Raw genomic sequence first — 24,236 nt, forward strand, 5'->3', positions numbered from 1 at the left:
TCTGGAATTACTTTACAATACTCCTTAACCTGTATTTTTCCCGATTGTGAAATGTTTAATACTACCTTGCATTAAACAATTATAATTATGTAATACTTTTTTAACGATTTTTAAGACAAACTGAATTAAAACATTTTTGTATATATACTTTCCTAAATGAATGTAATACTAAAATGTATACTTTATTTCTAAATGTAATACTAAATATGAATTTTTACTCAAATGTGGGTTTTTATCATCTACAGTAATAGGTTGTTGAAAATGAGTCAAAAATTTGAGAATTCAAAGGATCAGAATTTAAAAGTCTAAATTTTAAAATTCAAGGATTTAAAATATTAAGACTGAAATCCAGGAACCGATACGCCAAAATTAAAAATCTCAAACTCAAAGCATCAAACTGCCAGAAAGTGTCATTTATATAGCAGTATCATGTTTTTACACTGGATAGAAAAAAATAATGAAAAATTTTAGTGGAAAAATTGTAATGGAAAAATTGTAATGAAAAAATTGTAAAGTCATTAAATATTTCGTGGAGCATATATGCCTGATATAGAAATAATAGATCTTAATCCTGAGAACATTGCTGACTACGGGGTTTGCGGATACAAAGATTTTAAAAAACACCTTGAGTTAAGACGGAAAATCGACTGGTTTAAGGAATATTATTCTAAAGGGCTCAGGATAAAAGTAATTTTTTCAAGAGAAGGCGGTTATCAGGGCATGCTTGAATACATTCCGGGAAAATATGCACACCGCCCGGTAGATGCAGAAGGATATATGTTCATCCATTGCATTTTTGTCGGATTCAAAAACGAGTTTAAAGGGAAAGGCTATGCTTCTTCTTTGATCGAAGAGTGCATTAAGGATGCAAAAGAAGCAAACATGCAGGGCGTTGCGGTTGTTACAAGAAACGGCTCATTTATGGCTAAAAAAGATATTTTCTTAAAAAAAGGATTTGTACCTGTTGATGAGGTTGAACCTGATTTTGAATTACTGGTTTTAAAATTCAACCCGGGAGCCGACGATCCGAAATTTAAAAATATATCGCTGGACACGGAGAAATATGGAGAAGGCCTGACTGTTATCCGTTCAGCCCAGTGCCCATACTCAGTAAAAAACGTGGATGCTATTTTGAAAACTGCAAGGGAGAAATTGAAAATAAAGGCTAACCTGATTGACCTTGAGAGTTCAGATGAGGCTCAGCATGTGCCCTGTGCTTTCGGGACCTTCTGTATTATTTATAATGGCAAGGTTATCAGTCATCATCCAATCAGTAATACAAGATTTGAAAACATTATGAGAAAAATAATCAAATTTAAATAGTCCATACCAGATTTCAAAACCCGTCCACAGATTTAAAAACAAAAGTTTAATAGAAAGAAAAGCATATTTTGAGATGTTTCCAAACCACTAAAAAACCCTTTTTTTCTTGTATTTATAAAGGGTTTGATAATTTTCCAGTAAGAATTTTAGCCCCAAAAAAGGGCTCATTTCAGGCCTTTTCTGGCCAAATAACGGAAATTTTTGCCCTATTCGCGAGCAAGATCCACTAAAACAAGGATTGAAACAATATTGTACTAGGGCACCTGCAAAAAACCATATTATTCGCGAGCAAGATCCACTAAAACAAGGATTGAAACTTTAACTGTTTAGTTGCTTCCCTTGCGGAATCCCAATTCGCGAGCAAGATCCACTAAAACAAGGATTGAAACTCTATTAACCCGCTTCTCTTCTTATTTGCAGCTTCAATTCGCGAGCAAGATCCACTAAAACAAGGATTGAAACCACTCGTACTCGTTCCCTACATCAATTGTAGCAGCCAATTCGCGAGCAAGATCCACTAAAACAAGGATTGAAACTAAAAATTAAAGTCACGCATGTACGTGCTCCTAAAGTATTCGCGAGCAAGATCCACTAAAACAAGGATTGAAACAGGATATTCAGAGTCAAGGTGCTGTAGCTGGAGCATTCGCGAGCAAGATCCACTAAAACAAGGATTGAAACTAGTACTGTAGATGCAATAAGGGCTAAACCTGTATCTATTCGCGAGCAAGATCCACTAAAACAAGGATTGAAACTTCAAGAGGTAGAAGAGCAGGAAGAACCAGAACAGATTCGCGAGCAAGATCCACTAAAACAAGGATTGAAACCTCTGTGAAAAATCCTTTTCTCCAAAAACGTTCTTATTCGCGAGCAAGATCCACTAAAACAAGGATTGAAACTATGGATCTGCCAATACATCATTCGAGTTTTGGTGATATTCGCGAGCAAGATCCACTAAAACAAGGATTGAAACATATTAAACCATATTGTAGGTGTTTTACCTTTCAATTCGCGAGCAAGATCCACTAAAACAAGGATTGAAACTACGCAGCATGATAGGAAAAGTGAAAATTCCAAATGATTCGCGAGCAAGATCCACTAAAACAAGGATTGAAACTACTCCCTTAGTGTAGAGGTCAATCACGGAGGGCCTTGATTCGCGAGCAAGATCCACTAAAACAAGGATTGAAACAAAAAAGTAAAACATTAAGAAGAGCACTCTTCAGATTATTCGCGAGCAAGATCCACTAAAACAAGGATTGAAACCTTTATCAGGAGTTCCTAATAGCCCGTCTGTAATTTATTCGCGAGCAAGATCCACTAAAACAAGGATTGAAACTTATTCAGGAGTCGCAGGGAGAAGAGCCCGATACCTATTCGCGAGCAAGATCCACTAAAACAAGGATTGAAACTTTTTCAGTTTTGCTCCATGCTTTCAGTTTTGGTAATTCGCGAGCAAGATCCACTAAAACAAGGATTGAAACAACAGTCCTCACAATAAAAATCATCACCGTACCAAAATTCGCGAGCAAGATCCACTAAAACAAGGATTGAAACGAAGCGGAATAATTAGCAATTGCTTTTGCTACACCAGATTCGCGAGCAAGATCCACTAAAACAAGGATTGAAACATCCAGCCTCTAAGTTGAGTATCAAGCTGTTTCTTATTCGCGAGCAAGATCCACTAAAACAAGGATTGAAACATTTCTCAGCCGGGTGTCCTGCTTCAACAAGTATCTCATTCGCGAGCAAGATCCACTAAAACAAGGATTGAAACTCCTTGGCTACTTCAAATTCAGTTTGTAGTTTATTAAATTCGCGAGCAAGATCCACTAAAACAAGGATTGAAACAAAACGTTATCCCACTTTTCTTTGGTGATTCCATAGGATTCGCGAGCAAGATCCACTAAAACAAGGATTGAAACTCAATCACACATTCTTTAAAGTCTTCTATCGTAACTTTATTCGCGAGCAAGATCCACTAAAACAAGGATTGAAACTAAAGTTAGATGTACGTGGCGCATAAGATACACTTCATTCGCGAGCAAGATCCACTAAAACAAGGATTGAAACGTTTTATAGTTGTTACTACTATAATAATCACCTCTAATTCGCGAGCAAGATCCACTAAAACAAGGATTGAAACTTCATTCCTCGAAGCTACAAACACAACAAATCTAAATTATTCGCGAGCAAGATCCACTAAAACAAGGATTGAAACCCTCGCTCTTGCCGGATGGGACGTAAATGAAATCATATTCGCGAGCAAGATCCACTAAAACAAGGATTGAAACAAAACTCCTGCTTCAATCTGTTCGGGGGTTGCTACGTATTCGCGAGCAAGATCCACTAAAACAAGGATTGAAACCCTCGTTTCTTTTTTTTGAAAATCCCAGATTATGACGTATTCGCGAGCAAGATCCACTAAAACAAGGATTGAAACTTCTCAGGGAGCGCGGAGGCACAGCGAGAAGACCATTCGCGAGCAAGATCCACTAAAACAAGGATTGAAACTTAAGAAGTCTGAACCTGTGGAGCAGTTGAAAAAATTCGCGAGCAAGATCCACTAAAACAAGGATTGAAACAAATTGGCGATTTCTTTAGAGTTAAAGGTAAGAATTCGCGAGCAAGATCCACTAAAACAAGGATTGAAACACATAGTCATACATGCTGTCATAGAGGTTCACGTATCATTCGCGAGCAAGATCCACTAAAACAAGGATTGAAACTAGCTATCTTAGCTATCTTTTCGGCTCGTTGGAAATTCGCGAGCAAGATCCACTAAAACAAGGATTGAAACCATTCAACGATATTTACAAGCCTAGTGTAATCCCCTATTCGCGAGCAAGATCCACTAAAACAAGGATTGAAACAACCTTCTACAAGATAATCCAGCCACATTTTTTTAATTCGCGAGCAAGATCCACTAAAACAAGGATTGAAACCCACCTTGTAGGTAATAATCTTTCCGATTACTACATTCGCGAGCAAGATCCACTAAAACAAGGATTGAAACTTCCAAGAGCCGTGTAACTGCATGTTGCGGCTTTCATTCGCGAGCAAGATCCACTAAAACAAGGATTGAAACTCCCTCCTTAAGTTGTCACCGTTCCGAGTCCAAATTCGCGAGCAAGATCCACTAAAACAAGGATTGAAACTTAAAAAAATGTTCTTTCTTGCAAATCCGGTTAACTATTCGCGAGCAAGATCCACTAAAACAAGGATTGAAACGTTCTCCTGATTCGTTATCTATGCGATGTAATACACAATTCGCGAGCAAGATCCACTAAAACAAGGATTGAAACTTATGGTGATCCAGAGAAGGATATTCCGGCGAAAGAGATTCGCGAGCAAGATCCACTAAAACAAGGATTGAAACTATTCATGCTTCAACTTCCTGCGTTCCCTTGCTCCAATTCGCGAGCAAGATCCACTAAAACAAGGATTGAAACACCCTGGGTCTTCTGAATGGTACTGGACAGGTTCAGATTCGCGAGCAAGATCCACTAAAACAAGGATTGAAACGGGTATATAGTATGTTGTAGTAACGTAGGAGGAAAATTCGCGAGCAAGATCCACTAAAACAAGGATTGAAACAATAGTGTATCTGTGACACTTACAACCGGCACTGAGATTCGCGAGCAAGATCCACTAAAACAAGGATTGAAACTCGTGTCTTCTATGTCGGAAAAATAATCCTCATCGTATTCGCGAGCAAGATCCACTAAAACAAGGATTGAAACTAATTCCAAGATCACCATGCCAGATGGCTCTAATCATTCGCGAGCAAGATCCACTAAAACAAGGATTGAAACACGTAATTGATGTATAACGATATACATTTTCCTTATTCGCGAGCAAGATCCACTAAAACAAGGATTGAAACAGATTGATCTTACCATCTCCTATTATTGTAAGCAAATTCGCGAGCAAGATCCACTAAAACAAGGATTGAAACTGTCTCCTCCAACGTGCATCACTTCTTCATACACTTTATTCGCGAGCAAGATCCACTAAAACAAGGATTGAAACTCAAGAAGAGTAGTGCATTAAAACATCTAGAATCCAATTCGCGAGCAAGATCCACTAAAACAAGGATTGAAACTTTTTATTTGGCATGAAAGTCCATGATGAGAAAACTCATCACGTACTCTCTCCTTCCTTTTTTCCCATAATTGCGATAATTCCACTAATTATTGTTATCCTTTCATCAACCGAGAATATGTCTGCCTCAACAATCTTTCTCTTTTTAACTTCTCCCTTTTGGTATCCTGTTTCATCTTCGTACATCTCATCGTTTGTGATCAAATGCCATATTATTGTTGCAATTTTCCTTGCTAAGGCAATAATTGCCTTAGCATATCCAATTGTCTTCTTTTTCCTGTTAAAAAACTCCTTTAATCTGCTATTTTTCTTTCTTGCTGCTGCTTGAGCAATCTGAGTTAGAATCCACCTTGCTACTTTTGATCCTCTCTTAGTGATTCTTCCGTTATGGTATTTATCTGCAGATTGATACACATTAGGAACTATTCCAAGCCATGAAGCAAGTTTATCTCCCGTTGGAAAATCCCTGAAATCTCCTATTTCAGCAATTAGAGTTGCCGCACCAAGCTCCCCAATACCTGGAACTGACATCAAAATTTCCATTTCCCTTTTATGCTTTTGATAAGCATAATTGAAAATTTCTCTTTCAAGAACTTCAATTTCTTCATCTAAATGTTTTATAAGGTTCAGACATATCTGAAGCCTTATTGCAGCACTCTGTGATATTTCTCTATCCAGAATTTCCCTTATCTGAACACTCTTTTTCCGAACATTTGGAGAAAGCGACTCTATAATTTGATCAATATTTTTACCTGAAGAGATTCCTGCTAGAATTGCTCTACCATTTTTTCCAAAAATGTCAGTCAGAACATCACCCAGATGTAACATTTCGGAGGAAAGAATTGCATGAGCTTCATTTTTAATGTCCGTTCTTTTTCTTACAAGAGTTAGGCGAAGCCTGACGTATGACCTGAATTCTCTATGTTTCTTCGGAAAAACTCTTGATGGTTGAACCATCTTATTCAATGCAAGTTTTGCAATTACTTCGGAATCTATTTTATCTGTTTTTTTATGTGTAAATGCTTTCATATCTCGAGCATTTCCAACTATAACAGGCAAATGATCTATCAATGCCTCATAAATCGGAACCCAGAAATCACTTGTTGATTCACAGGCAACAACATCACATTTTTCAGAGGTTACTAAATTTTTAAGATCTAAAATCCCATCATCATCTCTGGCAAAACGATGTTGTTGTTTTTCACCGGATCTACTGAGGATAGTAGCAATAACAAAACGTTTGTGAATGTCTAAACCACAAGATTTGTTTATTTCTCCGTCCAATTTACATTACTCCATCATTTCCAGGACAGTAGAATTGCTTCAAAGGCAATTTGGCATCCGTGATCAAGGTCACATCTGGGCCTTCGATGGCAATTCAATGGTTAGTTTTTTGACGGCTTCGGAGAACCAAAGTAAAAACAACCTTCCTGTCCAAAGGTAATGATGGAGTTCTATTATCAAAAAAGCTAAGTGAAAAAGACTTTCATTTTTTGGGCATGTTATTCCAAGAATATCATGTGTGTTTTTTGACTGTATTTATCCCTCCTTTCTATTCGCGAGCAAGATCCACTAAAACAAGGATTGAAACCAGAGCCGAATAACATCCTCTACCAGTTCAGTAGAATTCGCGAGCAAGATCCACTAAAACAAGGATTGAAACTCCGTCTGACACTGGCATCCCGCCAGGTGATTTTGCGATTCGCGAGCAAGATCCACTAAAACAAGGATTGAAACCATGAACAGTATCATCCGATCCGACGAAGCCATATATTCGCGAGCAAGATCCACTAAAACAAGGGTTGAAACTATCACCAATGATATAACATTCCATGCAAAAATGAAATTCGCGAGCAAGATCCACTAAAACAAGGATTGAAACACTATTGTAAAAGGGGAAAAAGAAAATATATTACATATTCGCGAGCAAGATCCACTAAAACAAGGATTGAAACTTTTCTCACATATATCCAAGCACTCGCTTGTAAACTTATTCGCGAGCAAGATCCACTAAAACAAGGATTGAAACCGTGCAGCATCTAGTATGGTTTCATCATCGTATTTTCTATTCGCGAGCAAGATCCACTAAAACAAGGATTGAAACATTTGATCTTTATACCATTTCAATGCAGAATTATATTCGCGAGCAAGATCCACTAAAACAAGGATTGAAACCTAATTTTTCCTCTTTAAATCCACTTGGGTCTGTAATTCGCGAGCAAGATCCACTAAAACAAGGATTGAAACTGGTTGCCTGTCCTTGCCCGTCAAGAACTGTATTATTCGCGAGCAAGATCCACTAAAACAAGGATTGAAACTTGTATTGTATCCTGCCGTCCCGTACGGATTATAAATTCGCGAGCAAGATCCACTAAAACAAGGATTGAAACTAAATATTGACATTGTGTACGGATGAAACGAGAAATTCGCGAGCAAGATCCACTAAAACAAGGATTGAAACTTTGAAGAAAAATTAGCAGAAGGTTTTAGCAGAGGTAGATTCGCGAGCAAGATCCACTAAAACAAGGATTGAAACTTTCATGTCAAAAGTGGAAAGGGTGCTATCTGAATTCGATTCGCGAGCAAGATCCACTAAAACAAGGATTGAAACGTTACAAGTAGATTCTTGCAGCCTACCTCTTCGGCGAATTCGCGAGCAAGATCCACTAAAACAAGGATTGAAACTTGATACATAGAAATTTCCTCTACCCTTGTATGGATATTCGCGAGCAAGATCCACTAAAACAAGGATTGAAACCACACTGAACGAAATGATAATGGAGTGAATATACAGATTCGCGAGCAAGATCCACTAAAACAAGGATTGAAACTTGCAGCCCATTTCTCTACAGATAAAAACTGTCAGATTCGCGAGCAAGATCCACTAAAACAAGGATTGAAACAAAAAAGAAATGAAAGGAGATTAAGTTTCTCGATAAAATTCGCGAGCAAGATCCACTAAAACAAGGATTGAAACTGTATAAAGCAAGTAGGCAAAAAATAGCAAATTCGAATTCGCGAGCAAGATCCACTAAAACAAGGATTGAAACAAATCATACGAAATGTGATAAATTCCTGTTTCAGAAAATTCGCGAGCAAGATCCACTAAAACAAGGATTGAAACAACTAACGTTCAGAAGATTGAGATGAGTTGTTTTTATCATTCGCGAGCAAGATCCACTAAAACAAGGATTGAAACTGGGTGCAAAGATGACACAAAAAACCGGAGAATAATTCGCGAGCAAGATCCACTAAAACAAGGATTGAAACCCAATACAGTATAACTGTTGTTGGTGTTTTGAACAAATTCGCGAGCAAGATCCACTAAAACAAGGATTGAAACTCCCACATCCCTACTGCAACCATGTCTGAACCTGCATTCGCGAGCAAGATCCACTAAAACAAGGATTGAAACAATTCACTATTTGCAAGCCTATTTACATTATCAGGTAATTCGCGAGCAAGATCCACTAAAACAAGGATTGAAACCAGTCGTTGAGATGGAAATCTTTCCACATTTCTGATTCGCGAGCAAGATCCACTAAAACAAGGATTGAAACCTCTGTGAAAAATCCTTTTCTCCAAAAACGTTCTTATTCGCGAGCAAGATCCACTAAAACAAGGATTGAAACAAATTTCACCTGCCAGCAATCCTTATCATTATCCCATTCGCGAGCAAGATCCACTAAAACAAGGATTGAAACTGTAGTGCTTGCCTTCAAGAGTGTTGATATACGGAATTCGCGAGCAAGATCCACTAAAACAAGGATTGAAACTTATGTGGATAAGGACTTCCGACTCCCCCTAGTAAAGAATTCGCGAGCAAGATCCACTAAAACAAGGATTGAAACATATCTCCTCGTTACGTTTCCTCCACATTCAACATATTCGCGAGCAAGATCCACTAAAACAAGGATTGAAACCATTCAGGTGTTTATTGTGGCGGCTCTTGTAGTATTCGCGAGCAAGATCCACTAAAACAAGGATTGAAACTCGTACATCTGAAGTTTTTTGAACCAAATTAACCCCGATTCGCGAGCAAGATCCACTAAAACAAGGATTGAAACTTTTGTTTTCAAGTTCGGCTGTCATATGACCACCTGTATTCGCGAGCAAGATCCACTAAAACAAGGATTGAAACACATCTTAAAAAACGCATTTGATAAATATGATGGGGATTCGCGAGCAAGATCCACTAAAACAAGGATTGAAACTTCCGTCGATAATTACCAGGGCACGGAAGAGGACTGGATTCGCGAGCAAGATCCACTAAAACAAGGATTGAAACTGTATGTACATGTCTCCGATCCTCATACTCAATAACGATTCGCGAGCAAGATCCACTAAAACAAGGATTGAAACGCATCATCGTTTCCGGACCCGAGAGATATGATATCCATTCGCGAGCAAGATCCACTAAAACAAGGATTGAAACTTCACCATATTTGATAAAAATACGTTAGTATGTTAAATTCGCGAGCAAGATCCACTAAAACAAGGATTGAAACATGCCAGTGTTGCAGCTTCCGTGCGGGTTTGTGTTGAATTCGCGAGCAAGATCCACTAAAACAAGGATTGAAACAAACACAATTGAAGTTATTCCTATCGCTATATTCTAATTCGCGAGCAAGATCCACTAAAACAAGGATTGAAACCAGGAAAAGGTATCCGAAATACAGGTATTACAGGTAGATTCGCGAGCAAGATCCACTAAAACAAGGATTGAAACCATAACAAATTCGATATTCATCTCTCGATACTTATTCGCGAGCAAGATCCACTAAAACAAGGATTGAAACTGATAGGCATATAATTGATGTTTTGATAGAAAAGATTCGCGAGCAAGATCCACTAAAACAAGGATTGAAACTATAGAATTGTAATTGCAACAGACGATGAAACACATTCGCGAGCAAGATCCACTAAAACAAGGATTGAAACTCCGTTATTGCCTCGTTTTTACCAATTATCCCTTTTAATTCGCGAGCAAGATCCACTAAAACAAGGATTGAAACAGATCGTACTGTAACTGCTTTACCAAATCGTCAAGGATTCGCGAGCAAGATCCACTAAAACAAGGATTGAAACAATTACCTATATTTCCACTCCAAAATCTGGTCTAATTCGTGAGCAAGATCCACTAAAACAAGGATTGAAACAAGTGGATACATGCCCCACATGACCCCATTGAACCATTCGTGAGCAAGATCCACTAAAACAAGGATTGAAACTTTCGACTTCCCATCTCCTGCTCCTGATGTCAAAATTCGTGAGCAAGATCCACTAAAACAAGGATTGAAACCGGGACTCTGAGGTGATCAAGAATGACAAATGCACTATTCGTGAGCAAGATCCACTAAAACAAGGATTGAAACTTATTTTATGTTTTAAATTCCAGATAACAATTCTGAGGTCGAGAAGTAGCTTCCACTAAAACAAGGATTGAAACTTGAATCGTTCGTTCGGTTTTCTGTGATTTAAAAAGTCGAGAAGTAGCTTCCACTAAAACAAGGATTGAAAGTTGTTCTTTGAGTCCCTAAACTTTTTTAAAATTCTTCTAAAAAACAGCACCAGTAACTCTAATTCGGGAAAAAACCGAATTCTTCGCGGCTAAGTATATCAGGATCTGTAGACGACTGAAAATTAATAACCATTTACGGAGGTACCTGATATTCAAAACCAGACTCTAGCCAAAATACAACTGAAACTATACAGCAAAGCGAAGAGAAACCCCGAAAAGAAGTTTAAGAAACTTAAAAAACTGCTTTTGAAAGATGAGATCCTGCACACAGCCTGGAAGAACCTTAACAGGAACACAAAAAGCACCGGTTTTGAGTCCCTCACTATCCAGCAGGTAGAGGCTTCAGGGGTCGACAAATTCATTCGATCCGTAAAGAAGGAGCTTGAAGAAGGCCGGTATACTGCCGATGAAGTAAAAAGAGTCGAAATTCCAAAGAGGAATGGAGAGAAAAGGCAGCTTGGAATTTTAACCCTGAGAGACCGGCTTGTCCAGGGAGCTGTAAAACTTGTCCTTGAGCCTATTTTTGAAGCTGATTTTGAAAACTGCTCTTATGGTTACAGGGCATACAGGTCTGCAAAACTTGCAAGCCTTGAGGTGTACAAGTGGCTAGAAGCCGGTAGTATACATTATTTGAAAGGAGATATAGAGGACTGTTTTGACAGCATCCCACATGATAAGCTCCTGAAGATCCTCAAAACGAGAATCGAAGACAAATTAATACTTTCCCTGGTCGAGAGCTGGCTCAAAAAAGGCTCACAGGCAGGCGGTTCAGGGAAAGATTCTGGAAAAGGGCTACTTCAGGGCGGGATAATCTCTCCGCTTCTTGTAAACTTCTACCTTGACCAGTTCGACAACCACTGGGCTGAGATAGGGCTCAAGAATGTTGAAGGAGATTCAGTTGAGCATCTTGTTCGTTTTGCAGATGATTTTGTGGTCCTTTCTAAAGAATGGATCAATCCGGACAGAGTTAAGGCAGTTATGGCTGAATTAGGCCTTGATTTAAACAAAGAAAAGACCTATGTCGGGACTGCCGCAAATGGGTTTGAATTTGTAGGTTTCTACTTTGAGGAAATTGAGGAGGAAAACGGGGCTGGGAGCGTTATAAGAGTTATGCCTACCGAAGGGTCCATTGAGAAGATGGTCGAGAGTATTGAAAGCATTGGAAGTAATGTCAGAAGTATAGATAGTACAGCAAGAATAGAAAAAGCCCATAAAGACGATGAAAACAAAGTTCAGGCCCTGGATAATTTAATAAAAAATATTTGTGATGTTGTTGACCCCTGGATGAGCTATTACAGGCATACGGATTATGCTGCCGGGCTTGAAAGAATTGAGCAGAGCTTCAATGAAAAGATCCAAAAATTTATATAAATATATATTATGTTTTTATTTTCGTAGAAATGCTTCTCAATAAATATCAAAATGTATTTATGTTAAAACTAACATGAACAAAATTGAAAAAGATATTTTTAAAAATTTCGTTGTATTTCTCATGACTCCGGAAAATATTAAACTTAAAACCCTTGAAATGACTTTTGAAGGCGCAGGGGAATTCAGGGGAGATGCAAATCAGATCCGTGGTTTCTTTGCGTCAAAATTCAATGAATACGACCTCCTCCATAACCACAATACCGACAGGTTTTGTTACCGCTACCCTCTTGTGCAGTACAAAGTTCTTGACAGGATTCCTCTCGTGGTCGGTGTAAATGAAGGAGCAGAAATCTTGAAAGGTTTATTTGACAAATTTGATACGGTCACTCTTCCTTACGAAAACTTTGAAATCACTGAAAGGTCCATGAGGATCAAAAAACAGGACTTTGGGCTTACAAAAAGCATTTACTTTTACGAATTCCTAACCCCCTGGCTTGCCCTTAATAAAGAGAATGAGGAAAAATTTCTTGAGACCAGAAACCCCGAAGAGCAAAAGGAAATGCTAAGAAAGACCCTGGCAGGAAATTTGCTCTCGATGTCAAAGACTTTTGGATATACGGTTCCTGATACCATAAAATGTGATGTAGATATGGAGCTCAGGCTTTCAAAGTACAAAAAAATGGATTTTACTTCGTTTACAGGTGGATTTATAGCTAATTTTTTGATTCCGGATTTCATGGGGGTAGGAAAAGGGGTTGCGAAGGGGTTTGGGACTGTGAGGAAAATAAGGATGTAAAGAATTTGAAGGTTTGTAAATACTCCTCCTGAGAGAGGCAGAAAACTTTAATTATGGAGGTAAATTGTGGAAGTAAAGGAATTTAGAGTCAGGTTCATTACACCCCTACTTATTGATGGAGCAAACAAATACTCTGTTGATAGTGCTGGTCTTACAGGAAAGGCTCTCAGAGGGTCTTGGCGTTTTTGGTTTAGAGCTGTAATAGGGGGTATGTATAAAGAAATAAGAAGTGAGGAATTACTCTTTTTAGAAAGTAGAATATTTGGTTCGGCTGATACTAAAGATTCAAAAGGTAACAAAATTGGTGCAAAATTTAGGATGATCATTGATAAAGAAAACGAGATTCCGGACGATAGTATAAAACTTGGATTTAATAAACCCTGCCGTAATTGTAAGGGAAAAGGGTGCTATCAATGTAATTTCAAAGGGAAATCTAATAATCCAGCAACGAGTCAAGGTTATCTTGAAAACTCATCTTACAGAATACAGATTATTCCTCGCAGTACTATGTCTGAAATGGAGGTAAAGGTTCTGTTTTCCATTATCTGGGTATGGGGTAATCTAGGCGCTGTAGGGAAAAGGGAAAGAAGAGGATTTGGTTCTCCAGTTATCTGTTCTAATAGCAAAAGAAATCCATTTTTATTTCGCTTAAATGAAAAAACAATCGAACTTCCACTAAAAGAAACTTTTGAGGATACTTGGAAAATTGAAGAACATTTAAGAAAAGGACTGAATCTGATGTGGAATGTTTGCAGTTTATGGGTTGAAGAAAATAGTTTTGTGCACAACGAAAAATTATCTGCATCTATCTGTGGAGCAAATAATCCAGTGAATTCTCCTTTCTTTTTACTGCGAAGCTGTGGACAGATATTTATTGGGAATGCTGGTTTCATTGACAGAAATGATGCAATTGCCAAATTTCACGGGGATTCGGAATGTAATGGATTAGGATGGGCAAAAGGCACACACCGTATGGCTTCCCCTGTGTTAATAAGATTTCATAAAATAAATACGGAAAATATCGAAAAACTCGTACCCGCAGTTAGTTGGTGCCAGCAAAAAAAAGTCGAAAGGCAAGACACAAATGGTTGTGCATTATCGTACCTCAAAAACATGCAAATAAATGGTGAAAGTATTTTTGTCTATAATCTGAATGGAGGCACTTTATGAACGAACTGATCGAAAAAATTAAACATTATGGAGATGAATTCTGCCTCCTTAGAGTTTCCATTGGTCCTGTTCAAGAGTTCATAAGTGAAGCAAGAAAAACAAGGGATCTTTATATAGGAAGTCGCTTGCTTTCTTTAGCTACATTCAGAACCATGAAACCAATATTTGATACATATGGTTTAGAAGCCATAATCTATCCACATATAAAATATTCAAAAGAACGTTTGTCTTCTCTTCCCAATATATACATGGCAGTAATTCCGAAATCCGAATTCCATGAAACAATTTCCCAGATGGAAATAGGATTACAGAATTTTTGGAATGATATGCAAAAAGAAGTCAACAGGAAGTTACCTCCTGATTGTAAGGGGTATTACAACCAGAAAATTAAATCCCCCTTTTATATGAACTGGGTGGCAGTTCCTATAGTAATTGAGGAACTAAACAGTGAATATAAACCAAAAGTAAAAGAAATTATTCATTTTTTCAATGAAAGAAAAGTAACAAGAACTTTTGATTCATGGGAAGGAAGTTATATTCAAAAATGTAATCAATGTGGCCGTAGAGAATATCCACAGGAGATTTATTCAAGCGTCCAAGAAAAATTCAAAGCAAGAATACGAGAAAATGAAATACTATGTTCAATTTGCTTATTGAAAAGACTTCTGAATCCAGATGACATAGATGTATCTCCCCAAAAGTTTGACTCTGTAATGGACGTTTCAGCAGCAATTGCAAAAAAATTAATCGAACAGAACAAAAATGAAAAGCATGAGATCAAAGAATTCACAGATAACGTCAAACGAATTGGAAACGTTATTGATAACACTTATAAAAATGGGGAGTGTTATTATGAAGACTATTTAAATTATGATTTTTTCAAAAAGGAGTATGGGATACCCGATAATCCAGATTTCAGGAAGCTCTGTGAGGATACTAAAAAAAGCCTGAGTGCAGCTTATGAGTCTCTTGGGATAAAAGAGCCATCAAAATACTATTCAATTTTGATGATGGATGGCGATAACATGGGGAAACTCATGTCTGGAGAGGTAAAACTTACTTCAGGAGATATTCTTAAAGATGCTGATTTTACCCTCAATTATCAGAAAAAACTCAGTGAAATTCTGGCAGATACCGGATCAAATACATCCGAGTTGATAAAAAGTCAAGAGGAAGGTAACGGTAATGGCCTTTGCGTATATTCTGGAGGGGACGATCTCCTTGCATTTCTTCCTCTGGAAACTTCTCTTTCAACAGCCAATAAAGCCAGATCCTGTTTTATCAGTGAATTCAGGAAATCAAACATAAAACAAACTTCCAGTGCCGGAATTGTAATCCTTCATCACAAAGATCCCCTCCGAAGAGGTTTAGAAGAAGCTCGGAAAAATGTTGAGGAGGCGAAAAAATCGTTTAAAGACAAGGACGCCTTCTGCATTACACTAAGACTATTTTCAGGGTCTGTTGTTACGTGGGGTTACAAATGGGAAATCAGAACTCCGACTCTTCAAAATTTAGACTCCGTTAAGGTTCTGGATGTTTTGCGATATTTTGTTTCATTTATGCTCGAAAGTCCAGAGAAAAAATTGAGTCCGAGCTTTGTTCGTGACTTTATGGAAGAACTTCCCTCTTTTTATGAATATAATGAACGTAAATCTACATGGAAACTGAGTGAGGAGATGTTTAAATCCGAGTTTTGGAGGTTGTTAAAGCGTCACATGCCTTCAGAGTCTAATTTATGGAAAGTTGAATTCAAAAAAGGAATTCTTACTCTGGACTTACTTGCAGAATCATTTATTTACATGGCAGACCCTGAAAAGAACAACCAAGTTAAAAATACAAAAGAAAATTTTGAAAACTTCCTCCAAATAGCTCTTTTCTTGGTAAGAGAGCAGATAGGAGGTGATTTGAAGTGATCCAAATAAATCTCAATCCCCTTGACACACTTTTTTTCAGGGATTCACGCTCTTTCGATGCTGGAGAAGAAACAACGGCAGATTTTAATTTTCCTTCCCCTCTAACGTTTTATGGAGCAATCGGAAACGCTGTACTTGAAAATACTCCCGAAAATGAAAGAAGGAAATTTGTTCATGGGAAATATGAACATCCGAAGCTTGGAAAATATGATGAAAAGCTTGTGGATACTCCTTTGAAAATCAAAGGTCTCTTCCTACAAGAAGGCGGCAGAATATATTTCCCTTCTCCAGAAAATCTCTGGGTTGAGGCAACAAAACGTCCCTATGTGCCTCATGTGCTATTACCATATGAAAACAAAGAATGGCTATGGGACATTAACGATGAAAAATTAAGACCACTAAAAATGCCAAGGTCAGATGATAAAATATTAGATCTTAAACCATTAGGTGAATACATCCCTGCTGAAGAAATGTCCAAATACCTGGCAGGAAAACTTAATTTTCGTTCAACTCTTAAATCCAAATCAGAAGATTCTTTTTTTGCAAAAGAAACCAGGTACGGCCACGCGATTTCAAAGTGCTCGAAAACACCTGAAGAACATTTTCTTTATACTGCCGTCCACCTGCGTTTCAAAGATCAGCTTAGGAAACGAAACTATGTACAGTCTGGTTTTACGGTGTTTGTAGAAGGTATAGAAGAATTGGACCTACCCAATAAAACAATATCTCTTGGAGGAGAAAGGAAAAAAGTTTCAGTTAAATGCGAAAATACTATGATAATTCCGGAACAGCCGGAGATTTTAGATGAAATCCAATGCAGGAAAAGATTTTTCATATATTTTGCAACTCCAGCAATTTTCAAGAACGGATGGCGTTTAGAACTGCCTTCTGAATTTAGTGATGCCACCCTAGTCGGAGCAGCTGTTAACAAACCACTCCATATAAGTGGGTGGAAAAGTGGGTGCAAAACCAACGAAGATGTGTTGGGAGGAAAACCAAGACCCATAAAAAGAGCTGTTCGTGCCGGTAGCGTTTATTTCTTTGAGGCAGAATATTGGAGCAAAGAGAAATTTAAAGAGTTTTTTGATAAATATCATTTCGGAGCCAGTTTATCTGACGAATATCCAAGTGCTGGTTTCGGTATAGGATTAATTGGGTGTTGGTAAAATGATACAAGATAATAAGCTTCCGGATAACGAGCTTCCGGAATATGGAATTATGTTTGTTAATGTAGTTACACCTCTTCATAATGGTTCTGGAGAAGGGTTGGGGTTTGTAGATAATCCGATTTTACGAGAAAGAACGACACAATTCCCTATCATCCAGGCATCCTCAATAAAGGGCGTACTTAGAGATTCATATGAAGAAAGGGGTTCTCAATGTGTTGAGCTGCTTTTTGGCCCTCCCCCCGGTAAAGGAGAGAAACATTCCGGTGCAATTTCTTTTGGTGACGGGCAGATTCTTGCATTTCCTGTAAGATCCGTTAAGGGATGTTTTGCATGGATAACCAGTCCCCATGTACTTTGGCGCTTTTACGAAAAACTTTGCTTGATGGGATTAGAAAAGCAGTTTCCAGAACTCACTGAATCAATGACGCAAGTTCGCTCAGGTCTGAACAATGCTCTGATATGTCCTTCTGGAAATAACGAGCTCTGCCTGCAAAAGAATAAAATTTTCCTTGAGGAATTTCCTGTTACTTGTGTGGACTCTGATGAATTCGAAAACATTGCAAAGGTTATTGGAGAAAAGGTATATGGGAATGTTAAAGATAGTTTCTTGAAAAGTGAATTTGAAAAGAAACTTGTTTTATTAGATGATGATACATTCAGATATTTTATCACCAACGCAACCGAGATAGTTCCAAATATTAGGATCGGGGAAAACGGAACTACAAAAGATGGTTCACTTCGCTACACAGAGTATCTTCCTTCCGAATCTATCATGTATAGTACTATGATTTATGAAAAGTCCAGAAAAAAAGACACACCCTTGAAAGCAAAAGATATTATGGATTATTTTAAGAAAGACTTCCCAGATCAGTCAGCAATTCAAATTGGGGGAGATGCGACTACCGGAAAAGGAATTGTTAAGCTTTCTTTATTAAACCTTCCACCAAATGATATCGTTAGCAAACAAAGCTAATGAGGGGATTAAATGATAGTTGATAAAAATCTTGATCATGGGAGAGCAGAGTATGCATATAGATGCGTTAAAGATATCGAAAACAAAAGCGATGAAATTGAAAAAAAGTATCATAGCGCAGTCCGCTCTTCCGGCGCTTTAATCCAAAAATCAGGACTGATACAAACTCTATCATTTTTCATCAGCAAAACAAAAGATGAGGAAAGTGGTAGGGAAAATAAAAACTATACTCACTATGAACTTCTTGCAAAACATATCTTGACATGGATTCTGGATAGTAGTGGAAGCATAGAACCATTGGAACTTTATTTATCTCTTCTGGATTACACGGATGAGGAAATTATACAAAAAACCCAGGAATCTAAGGCTCTTATACTCTGGCTGAAAAGATTCGCAGATGCAATGCTTGCAAGTGGGGAATAACAATGGTGCTGGAGAATTCTCAATGGAGAAAGAACATCAAGCATGTGAGAGAAATCTCTACTTCCATAGATGTAAATCCAGCTCTCATTTTTGACAAGTATTTTTTATGGGGAGCAACTGGTGATGGTTTTCCCACTCTAAATAATGAGGATAATCCAAGAGACAAGGAAACCTGTAGATTTAAACACATTAAAAAAATAACAAAATACAAAATTCCCCTAAGTACTGCTCAGTACAATCTTCTGAAAAATAGAAAGAACTCCCTCCCAAAAACACTGCCATTTTCACTTAGTACCAATACCAGAGTTATAGTCAATCATGGGGGAGAATCAATTCTCGAAAATTCGATTTCCATTCATCCATATTATGGGTTTCCCGTAATACCAGGGTCTGCAATAAAAGGTGTTACTAGACATTATTGTGAAGAGTTTGAAGATCTTGATAAGGATATTGTAAATATGATTTTTGGAAACTCTCCTGATGAAAAAAACTCCCAAAAAGGGAGTATAATATTTTTGGATGCATGGCCTAAAAATTTAGATCGAAAATACATGTATGATTTTTTCGAAATGGATGTTTTCACTCCACATTATCAGGACTATTACCAAAAGAAGAAATTGCCAAGTGACGATCAAAATCCAGTTCCTGTTTACTTCCTTGCAGTGAAAAAAGGGGTTGAATTTGAGTTTGCAATCGCTCCTGCTTTAGGGCACAGTAAAGGAAATTTGGAAGAAGATCTTAAACTCGTGAAAGAACTCGTTATAAATTCGCTAAAAACATTTGGAGTCGGTGCAAAAACTGATTCAAGTTATGGTTATTTTAAGTAAAAAGGTGATTGGATGCCAAGAATAATAATTACAACCTGTGGAACAAGTCTTTTTAAATCATGTTGTTGGAAATATGGGGAACTTTGTAAAGATTCTCTCTCAGAGATGAAAGATGAACAAGAAAGGATGGGATATGAATCGGTATGTAACAGTAAACTGAAACAGGCTCTGAACGATGGTATCGATTTAGCTAAAGAATTTGATCCCTCTGCGTGGGAAGATTTATACTTGAGAGATCTACCTGCTGAACTCGCATCACTAAGGGCTATACAGCTTTGTTTGGAAGGCATCAAAAGTAAACCACCTCTTGGAGAGGATGACAAGATTTTAAATTCAAATCCTCATCCCCGGCTGCGAAAAACAGAAAATGAACCACCTCTTGGAGAAGATGACAAAATTGTTTTACTTCATTCGGATAACGAAGAAGGCAGATACTGTGCAATGATATTATCAAATATCCTGAAAGATTACGACTTGCTTTCAGATGTACAAATTTGCGAACCCTGGGAAGTCAAAGGACTTGACCCAAGCGATTTATATCAGTTTGAAAAGGCTTTAAAACATCTATGGAAAGATCTAATCTCGAAATTTGACGGTATTAATGAGTATATTTTCAATCCTACTGGAGGTTACAAAGCTCTTTCAATATTATTTGGAGCTGCAGCATATCATTTCTCAAAAGTTAGGGTATTCTATCTACATGAAAATACAAGTTATAGCGAAATTTCCGAGATTTGGTTTGACTCAATAGGAGAGCCTAGTGAATGGTTAAACGCATGTACACATGATATAAAAAATCCCAAATATAAACCCAGCCGTGGTTCACCTTGTCCTTTTTGAGAGCGATTAAATGACAGACATATATAATGAAATAAAGGAAGCAGAATACGTTAAACGAATAAATGATATCTTAAAAGATATCTGGCCTAACATAATTATATTTGAAAATTTACCTATAATTCCAGAAAACGCGCCCCCAACTCCCGAAAGTGCCTATATTGCAAGAAAACTTGCATTTGAAGATATAAAAGATCATCAAGAAAAAAATACTCCTATTCCCATAAAGGATTCGTGGCAACACTACTGGTTTAAGTGTTGCACTAGTGACAAATGTGATTTCATTTTTAAATTTTTAAAATCTAAGGGTATAGACAGAGAGAATGATCTAAAGAAAATATGTAGTTCTGAAAGTGAGTTATTTCACGCATTAGATAATGATGCAGAAACAAAACAATTTTATATCGATTTATGTATTGGCTACTTACTTAAAAGATACAATATATTTGACTCAAAAGAAATGTGGAAGAATTCGCCAAAAAAAAATCCTATAATTCGTTTACAAATAAGTTTACCACGTTTAATTGCTTCAATCCTTGTTGGGTCTATAGTAATTGCAACATCAAGTGAGATTTATAAATTTGTAAGCAGTAACCAACCATTTTTGCTTTTATTATATTCACTCGCTTTACTTGTATTATCTTATGGTTACCTAACTTTTGAGTGTCTAAAAATAACACAAGGTACTATAATAACTCAGATAGCAAAGAAAAGAGCATGTTATGTTTTAAAAATGGGCACTTCCTATTCGCTAGTCATTTCATTTGTGTTTCTAATAATTGGTTTATTTCAGGTCTCTACGAATTCTGAAACTGGTTTTGAAACATTCTTTTCTTACATTTTAAGCTATACCTCCCAGTTATTTTTCTATGCGACATTTTCATTATTTATAGGAATAGTTGTCCAGTTGTTATGGGAAGAAAAAACAGTTTCTGAGCCTTTTTGAAAGATATAGTTTTGAAGGACTCGTTAAAGCAAGGATTGAAACCAGTTGAGGGCTCAGGAAGACCGGATACTTCTCCAAGTCGAGAGGTAGCTTCCACTAAAACAAGGATTGAAACTGATTTTCTCATTTTTTTATTTCGTACATAATTTTTGTCGAGAAGTAGATTCCACTAAAACAAGGATTGAAATGCAGACGAAAAACGCAAATAAGAGAACAGACAAATTCATTCGATAACAAGATCCATTAAAACAAAGATTGGAATTCTATTTCTTCAAATTTTTCTAAAGGGGTTAACCAGAATGTCTAAGAAAATCGGCAGAAATGATCCGTGTCCATGTGGTTCAGGTAAAAAATATAAACATTGTTGTTTAGGTAAAAAAGCAGCCGATGCGAATCTAACTACTTCAAAATCTAAAACTAGTCCAAAATCTGAAGCTCAAGTCATTAACCGGTTAGCCATTATGAGGTTTGAACAGAAATTGCAGGATAATCCCGAGGAACTGGAAAAAATTGGTAAAGAACTTGAAAAATATTCCGGTGACAGGGATGTGGACTTCAAAGAGTTTATTCAAAGAATGTGGAGTATTGATAAAGTAAAAAAGATGAGCACTTCAGAAATAATTGAAAAGTTGCAATCAATGAATGTTGATTTCGAAATAGAACGTTTTAAAAAACAGGCTCAAAATCATATCTCTGCAATTCAATTAGCAGAAGATCATTATTATACACAGGATTTCCATGCCCCAGGTCTGGATGAAGATTTCATCTGGCTGGCAATGATAGAGTTATGGAACCGGATAATCCCGGAGAAATACAATTTAGAAATGATCGATGATTTGATGCAGGAAGGCTACGAAGACATTGATAAACAGAATTACGGCGGAGGACTGGAAAAATGGGAAAAGACCTGGGACATGATAATAAGTATTGTTCCTCCTCATATAAAGTCCGTTACTGAAGCCGATAAATTCATTCCGGATCTGACGCAAAGTATTTTTAATTGGTGCCAGGATTTTGAAATTGAACTGGGCAGCGCAGGGATGAAAGATAAATCCTTTTACGCAAAAAGGATAAAATACTGCCAGGACTTCTGTCGGCGTTTCCCAAAATCGGATAAATCGATACTGGAAAATATGCTCAGAGCAGAAGCTGAATCATACACTGAGCTTGGGGATCTGGAAGCAGCAAAAAAACTATTACAGGAGATAGATTGAGTTACAGGAGATAGATTGAGTTGTTTTCAGATGGTCTCCGAAAGGTTTTGCAAGTGTAAGATAAACGCTAAGTTAACTCTCAAAACCTTGATTTGATTACTCTACTTTCCCTGCTAAAAAAGTAGAACTCTCTCCAGGATGAAGCCTGAACTCGCTTTCGAGTTCATCGTTTTTTCTTATCCTGGCCCAGCTGTTTTATCCCAAAAGTATTTCACTCTTTTAATTTCTTTTACTTTTGTGCGAAGTACGCTTCCCCGGACCCGCGTTCCATATCCCCATTCTTTGAAGTTAAGTTCGCCCGCATGGAATATGCTGGTGACGGTTTATTCAATCTTTCATACATGAGACACACAGGGAAGTGGTTTGAAATTTTTCAAGACCTGTCCGTTGATGAATGTTTGGAGACGATCAGGGATTTTCCCCACTTCCAGCCATGAAGAAAAGACCATTCATCGGCCGCAGATTAAGAAATTTTCTTATTATGTGTTACAAAATTTAACTGATTCGGGACAAAAATCCCCCAAAACCTGAAATAGTGAGATTAAGATAATTTATCCGGGTGAAAATTTTATGAAAAAGACTTTTGAGAAGGTGTACCAGCTAAAGCTTTCCATAAAAGGCATTACTCCTCAGATCTGGAGGCGAATCCAGGTGCCGGAAAATTATACTTTCCTGAAACTTCATGATGCCATTCAGGCGGTAATGGACTGGGAAGATTACCACCTGCATGAATTCGAGATGGTAAACCCGAAGACCGGGATGCTTGATAGAATCGGGACTGAAGGAGATGATTTTGAAGCTTTTGGAGGGCCTCTCGTGTCGGAAAAGAAAGCAAAACTCTCCGATTATTTTACGCTGGAAAATAAAGAAGCTCTGTACATCTATGATTTCGGGGACAACTGGCAGGTGAAAGTTCGGCTTGAAAAAATCCTTCCTCGAAAAGAAAGTGTAGAGTATCCCATCTGTACTGCAGGAAAAAGGGCAGCCGTCCCCGAAGACAGCGGAGGGGTCTGGGGCTATGAAGAGATGCTGGAGGTCCTGAAGGACTCTGAGCATGAGGAATATGAAGATACTGTGTTATGGCTGGGGGATGATTTTGACCCCGAATACTTTGACCCAAAAGACGTCTCTTTCTGAACCGCAAACGCTTCCGAACACGGATGTACACCACAGTTTGAGGTTTTTTTCTTTTTTCCTGTTTTGAGACTTAATTTGAAGATCTGTTGAAAGGCAAGGCTGTTAACATTTGAAACCGTTAACATGTGAAATGGTTAACATGTAAAGCCGTTAACATGTAAAACTGTTTAAATGTAAAGCAGATATGGAAGATGTGGAATATGGCAGACAAGGCTGATTGTTTCTTTTTAATCAAAAAAGTAGGGTGAGATTTTCATGAATGCAGTGCCATCAAAAGGGAAATTTCCCCGGAATTGCAATACTGACAGAGAAAAAATAGTCGTTTTTCTGAAAAATTGCGTAATCGACAAAAAACTGGCCACAGATGAAGTTGTTTACCTGCTTGAAGAAGGAAAGCTGGAAGGTGTCTACTCCGACGAAATTTCCACTAAAACAGGAACTGAGGAACGAGCTTGATTTCTACACTCGAGATTGGTCAGGGTAGAAAATTTCTTCCTTAAAACTAAAACCAA

At 37.6% G+C, this 24,236-nt stretch carries 16 protein-coding genes and 2 CRISPR repeat arrays; of the genes, 15 read left to right on the forward strand and 1 reads right to left on the reverse strand.

Annotated features, from left to right (window positions below; genetic code table 11):
• Positions 1 to 540 precede the first annotated feature (540 nt).
• Positions 541 to 1,323 (forward strand): GNAT family N-acetyltransferase, encoded by a 783-nt coding sequence (locus tag M886_RS13900; protein ID WP_048051350.1) that lies wholly within the window; start codon positions 541 to 543, stop codon positions 1,321 to 1,323.
• Positions 1,324 to 1,531: 208 nt separating this feature from the next.
• Positions 1,532 to 5,428: a CRISPR direct-repeat array (repeat unit 37 nt; unit sequence ATTCGCGAGCAAGATCCACTAAAACAAGGATTGAAAC).
• Between the two features lie 38 nt (positions 5,429 to 5,466).
• On the opposite strand, the gene M886_RS13905 is transcribed toward M886_RS13900, so the two are convergent.
• A complete protein-coding gene (locus M886_RS13905; protein WP_011032006.1) occupies positions 5,467 to 6,711 on the reverse strand; it encodes an IS110-like element ISMma5 family transposase in 1,245 nt (414 codons plus the stop codon).
• 270 nt (positions 6,712 to 6,981) lie between these two features.
• Positions 6,982 to 10,802: a CRISPR direct-repeat array (repeat unit 37 nt; unit sequence ATTCGCGAGCAAGATCCACTAAAACAAGGATTGAAAC).
• Between the two features lie 392 nt (positions 10,803 to 11,194).
• On the opposite strand from M886_RS13905, the gene M886_RS18050 reads away from it, so the two are divergent.
• The 14 genes from M886_RS18050 (at position 11,195) to M886_RS13970 (ending at position 24,180) form a co-directional block, all read left to right on the forward strand.
• Positions 11,195 to 12,319 carry a reverse transcriptase domain-containing protein gene (locus tag M886_RS18050; RefSeq protein WP_160173168.1) on the forward strand — a complete coding sequence of 375 codons (1,125 nt, stop codon included), beginning with the start codon at positions 11,195 to 11,197 and terminating at the stop codon, positions 12,317 to 12,319.
• 73 nt (positions 12,320 to 12,392) lie between these two features.
• Positions 12,393 to 13,115, forward strand: a complete 723-nt coding sequence (locus M886_RS13915; RefSeq protein WP_235203968.1) for a CRISPR-associated endonuclease Cas6 — start codon at positions 12,393 to 12,395, stop codon at positions 13,113 to 13,115.
• Between the two features lie 66 nt (positions 13,116 to 13,181).
• Positions 13,182 to 14,285, forward strand: a complete 1,104-nt coding sequence (gene cmr1, locus M886_RS13920; protein ID WP_048039901.1) for a type III-B CRISPR module RAMP protein Cmr1 — start codon at positions 13,182 to 13,184, stop codon at positions 14,283 to 14,285.
• Positions 14,282 to 16,198 (forward strand): type III-B CRISPR-associated protein Cas10/Cmr2, encoded by a 1,917-nt coding sequence (cas10, locus tag M886_RS13925; protein ID WP_048039903.1) that lies wholly within the window; start codon positions 14,282 to 14,284, stop codon positions 16,196 to 16,198. Before cmr1 ends, cas10 begins: the two co-directional genes overlap by 4 nt.
• Positions 16,195 to 17,364, forward strand: coding sequence for a type III-B CRISPR module-associated protein Cmr3 (cmr3, locus tag M886_RS13930; RefSeq protein WP_048039905.1), 1,170 nt, complete (start codon positions 16,195 to 16,197; stop codon positions 17,362 to 17,364). Before cas10 ends, cmr3 begins: the two co-directional genes overlap by 4 nt.
• Before the next feature lies 1 nt (position 17,365).
• Entirely contained in the window at positions 17,366 to 18,340 is a 975-nt protein-coding gene (gene cmr4 / locus M886_RS13935; RefSeq protein WP_048039906.1) for a type III-B CRISPR module RAMP protein Cmr4, read from the forward strand.
• A 12-nt stretch (positions 18,341 to 18,352) separates the two neighbouring features.
• A complete protein-coding gene (gene cmr5, locus M886_RS13940; protein ID WP_048039908.1) occupies positions 18,353 to 18,763 on the forward strand; it encodes a type III-B CRISPR module-associated protein Cmr5 in 411 nt (136 codons plus the stop codon).
• Positions 18,764 to 18,765: 2 nt separating this feature from the next.
• Complete coding sequence (gene cmr6 / locus M886_RS13945) at positions 18,766 to 19,590, forward strand: type III-B CRISPR module RAMP protein Cmr6 (RefSeq protein WP_052716861.1); 825 nt, start codon at positions 18,766 to 18,768, stop codon at positions 19,588 to 19,590.
• Positions 19,591 to 19,602: 12 nt separating this feature from the next.
• Positions 19,603 to 20,430: a putative CRISPR-associated protein gene (locus tag M886_RS13950; protein WP_048039910.1), complete on the forward strand. Its 828-nt coding sequence runs from the start codon at positions 19,603 to 19,605 to the stop codon at positions 20,428 to 20,430.
• A 10-nt stretch (positions 20,431 to 20,440) separates the two neighbouring features.
• Positions 20,441 to 21,373 (forward strand): hypothetical protein, encoded by a 933-nt coding sequence (locus tag M886_RS13955; RefSeq protein WP_048039912.1) that lies wholly within the window; start codon positions 20,441 to 20,443, stop codon positions 21,371 to 21,373.
• A 299-nt stretch (positions 21,374 to 21,672) separates the two neighbouring features.
• Positions 21,673 to 22,587, forward strand: a complete 915-nt coding sequence (locus tag M886_RS13960) for an SEC-C metal-binding domain-containing protein (RefSeq protein ID WP_080934480.1) — start codon at positions 21,673 to 21,675, stop codon at positions 22,585 to 22,587.
• A 269-nt stretch (positions 22,588 to 22,856) separates the two neighbouring features.
• A complete protein-coding gene (locus M886_RS19600) occupies positions 22,857 to 23,024 on the forward strand; it encodes a DUF3024 domain-containing protein (protein WP_445928352.1) in 168 nt (55 codons plus the stop codon).
• Between the two features lie 133 nt (positions 23,025 to 23,157).
• Positions 23,158 to 23,724, forward strand: coding sequence for a plasmid pRiA4b ORF-3 family protein (locus M886_RS13965; RefSeq protein WP_048051351.1), 567 nt, complete (start codon positions 23,158 to 23,160; stop codon positions 23,722 to 23,724).
• Between the two features lie 255 nt (positions 23,725 to 23,979).
• Complete coding sequence (locus M886_RS13970) at positions 23,980 to 24,180, forward strand: hypothetical protein (RefSeq protein ID WP_048051352.1); 201 nt, start codon at positions 23,980 to 23,982, stop codon at positions 24,178 to 24,180.
• The last annotated feature ends 56 nt before the right edge of the window (positions 24,181 to 24,236 follow it).

Source organism: Methanosarcina soligelidi (assembly GCF_000744315.1).
Taxonomy (GTDB): domain Archaea; phylum Halobacteriota; class Methanosarcinia; order Methanosarcinales; family Methanosarcinaceae; genus Methanosarcina; species Methanosarcina mazei.

Coding starts and splice junctions, on each gene's coding strand:
- M886_RS13900 (WP_048051350.1), top strand. CDS start 541: ATGCCTGATATAGAAATAATAGATCTTAATCCTGAGAACATTGCTGAC.
- M886_RS13915 (WP_235203968.1), top strand. CDS start 12,393: ATGAACAAAATTGAAAAAGATATTTTTAAAAATTTCGTTGTATTTCTC.
- cas10 (WP_048039903.1), top strand. CDS start 14,282: ATGAACGAACTGATCGAAAAAATTAAACATTATGGAGATGAATTCTGC.
- cmr4 (WP_048039906.1), top strand. CDS start 17,366: ATGATACAAGATAATAAGCTTCCGGATAACGAGCTTCCGGAATATGGA.
- cmr5 (WP_048039908.1), top strand. CDS start 18,353: ATGATAGTTGATAAAAATCTTGATCATGGGAGAGCAGAGTATGCATAT.
- cmr6 (WP_052716861.1), top strand. CDS start 18,766: ATGGTGCTGGAGAATTCTCAATGGAGAAAGAACATCAAGCATGTGAGA.
- M886_RS13950 (WP_048039910.1), top strand. CDS start 19,603: ATGCCAAGAATAATAATTACAACCTGTGGAACAAGTCTTTTTAAATCA.
- M886_RS13955 (WP_048039912.1), top strand. CDS start 20,441: ATGACAGACATATATAATGAAATAAAGGAAGCAGAATACGTTAAACGA.
- M886_RS13960 (WP_080934480.1), top strand. CDS start 21,673: ATGTCTAAGAAAATCGGCAGAAATGATCCGTGTCCATGTGGTTCAGGT.
- M886_RS13965 (WP_048051351.1), top strand. CDS start 23,158: ATGAAAAAGACTTTTGAGAAGGTGTACCAGCTAAAGCTTTCCATAAAA.
- M886_RS13970 (WP_048051352.1), top strand. CDS start 23,980: ATGAATGCAGTGCCATCAAAAGGGAAATTTCCCCGGAATTGCAATACT.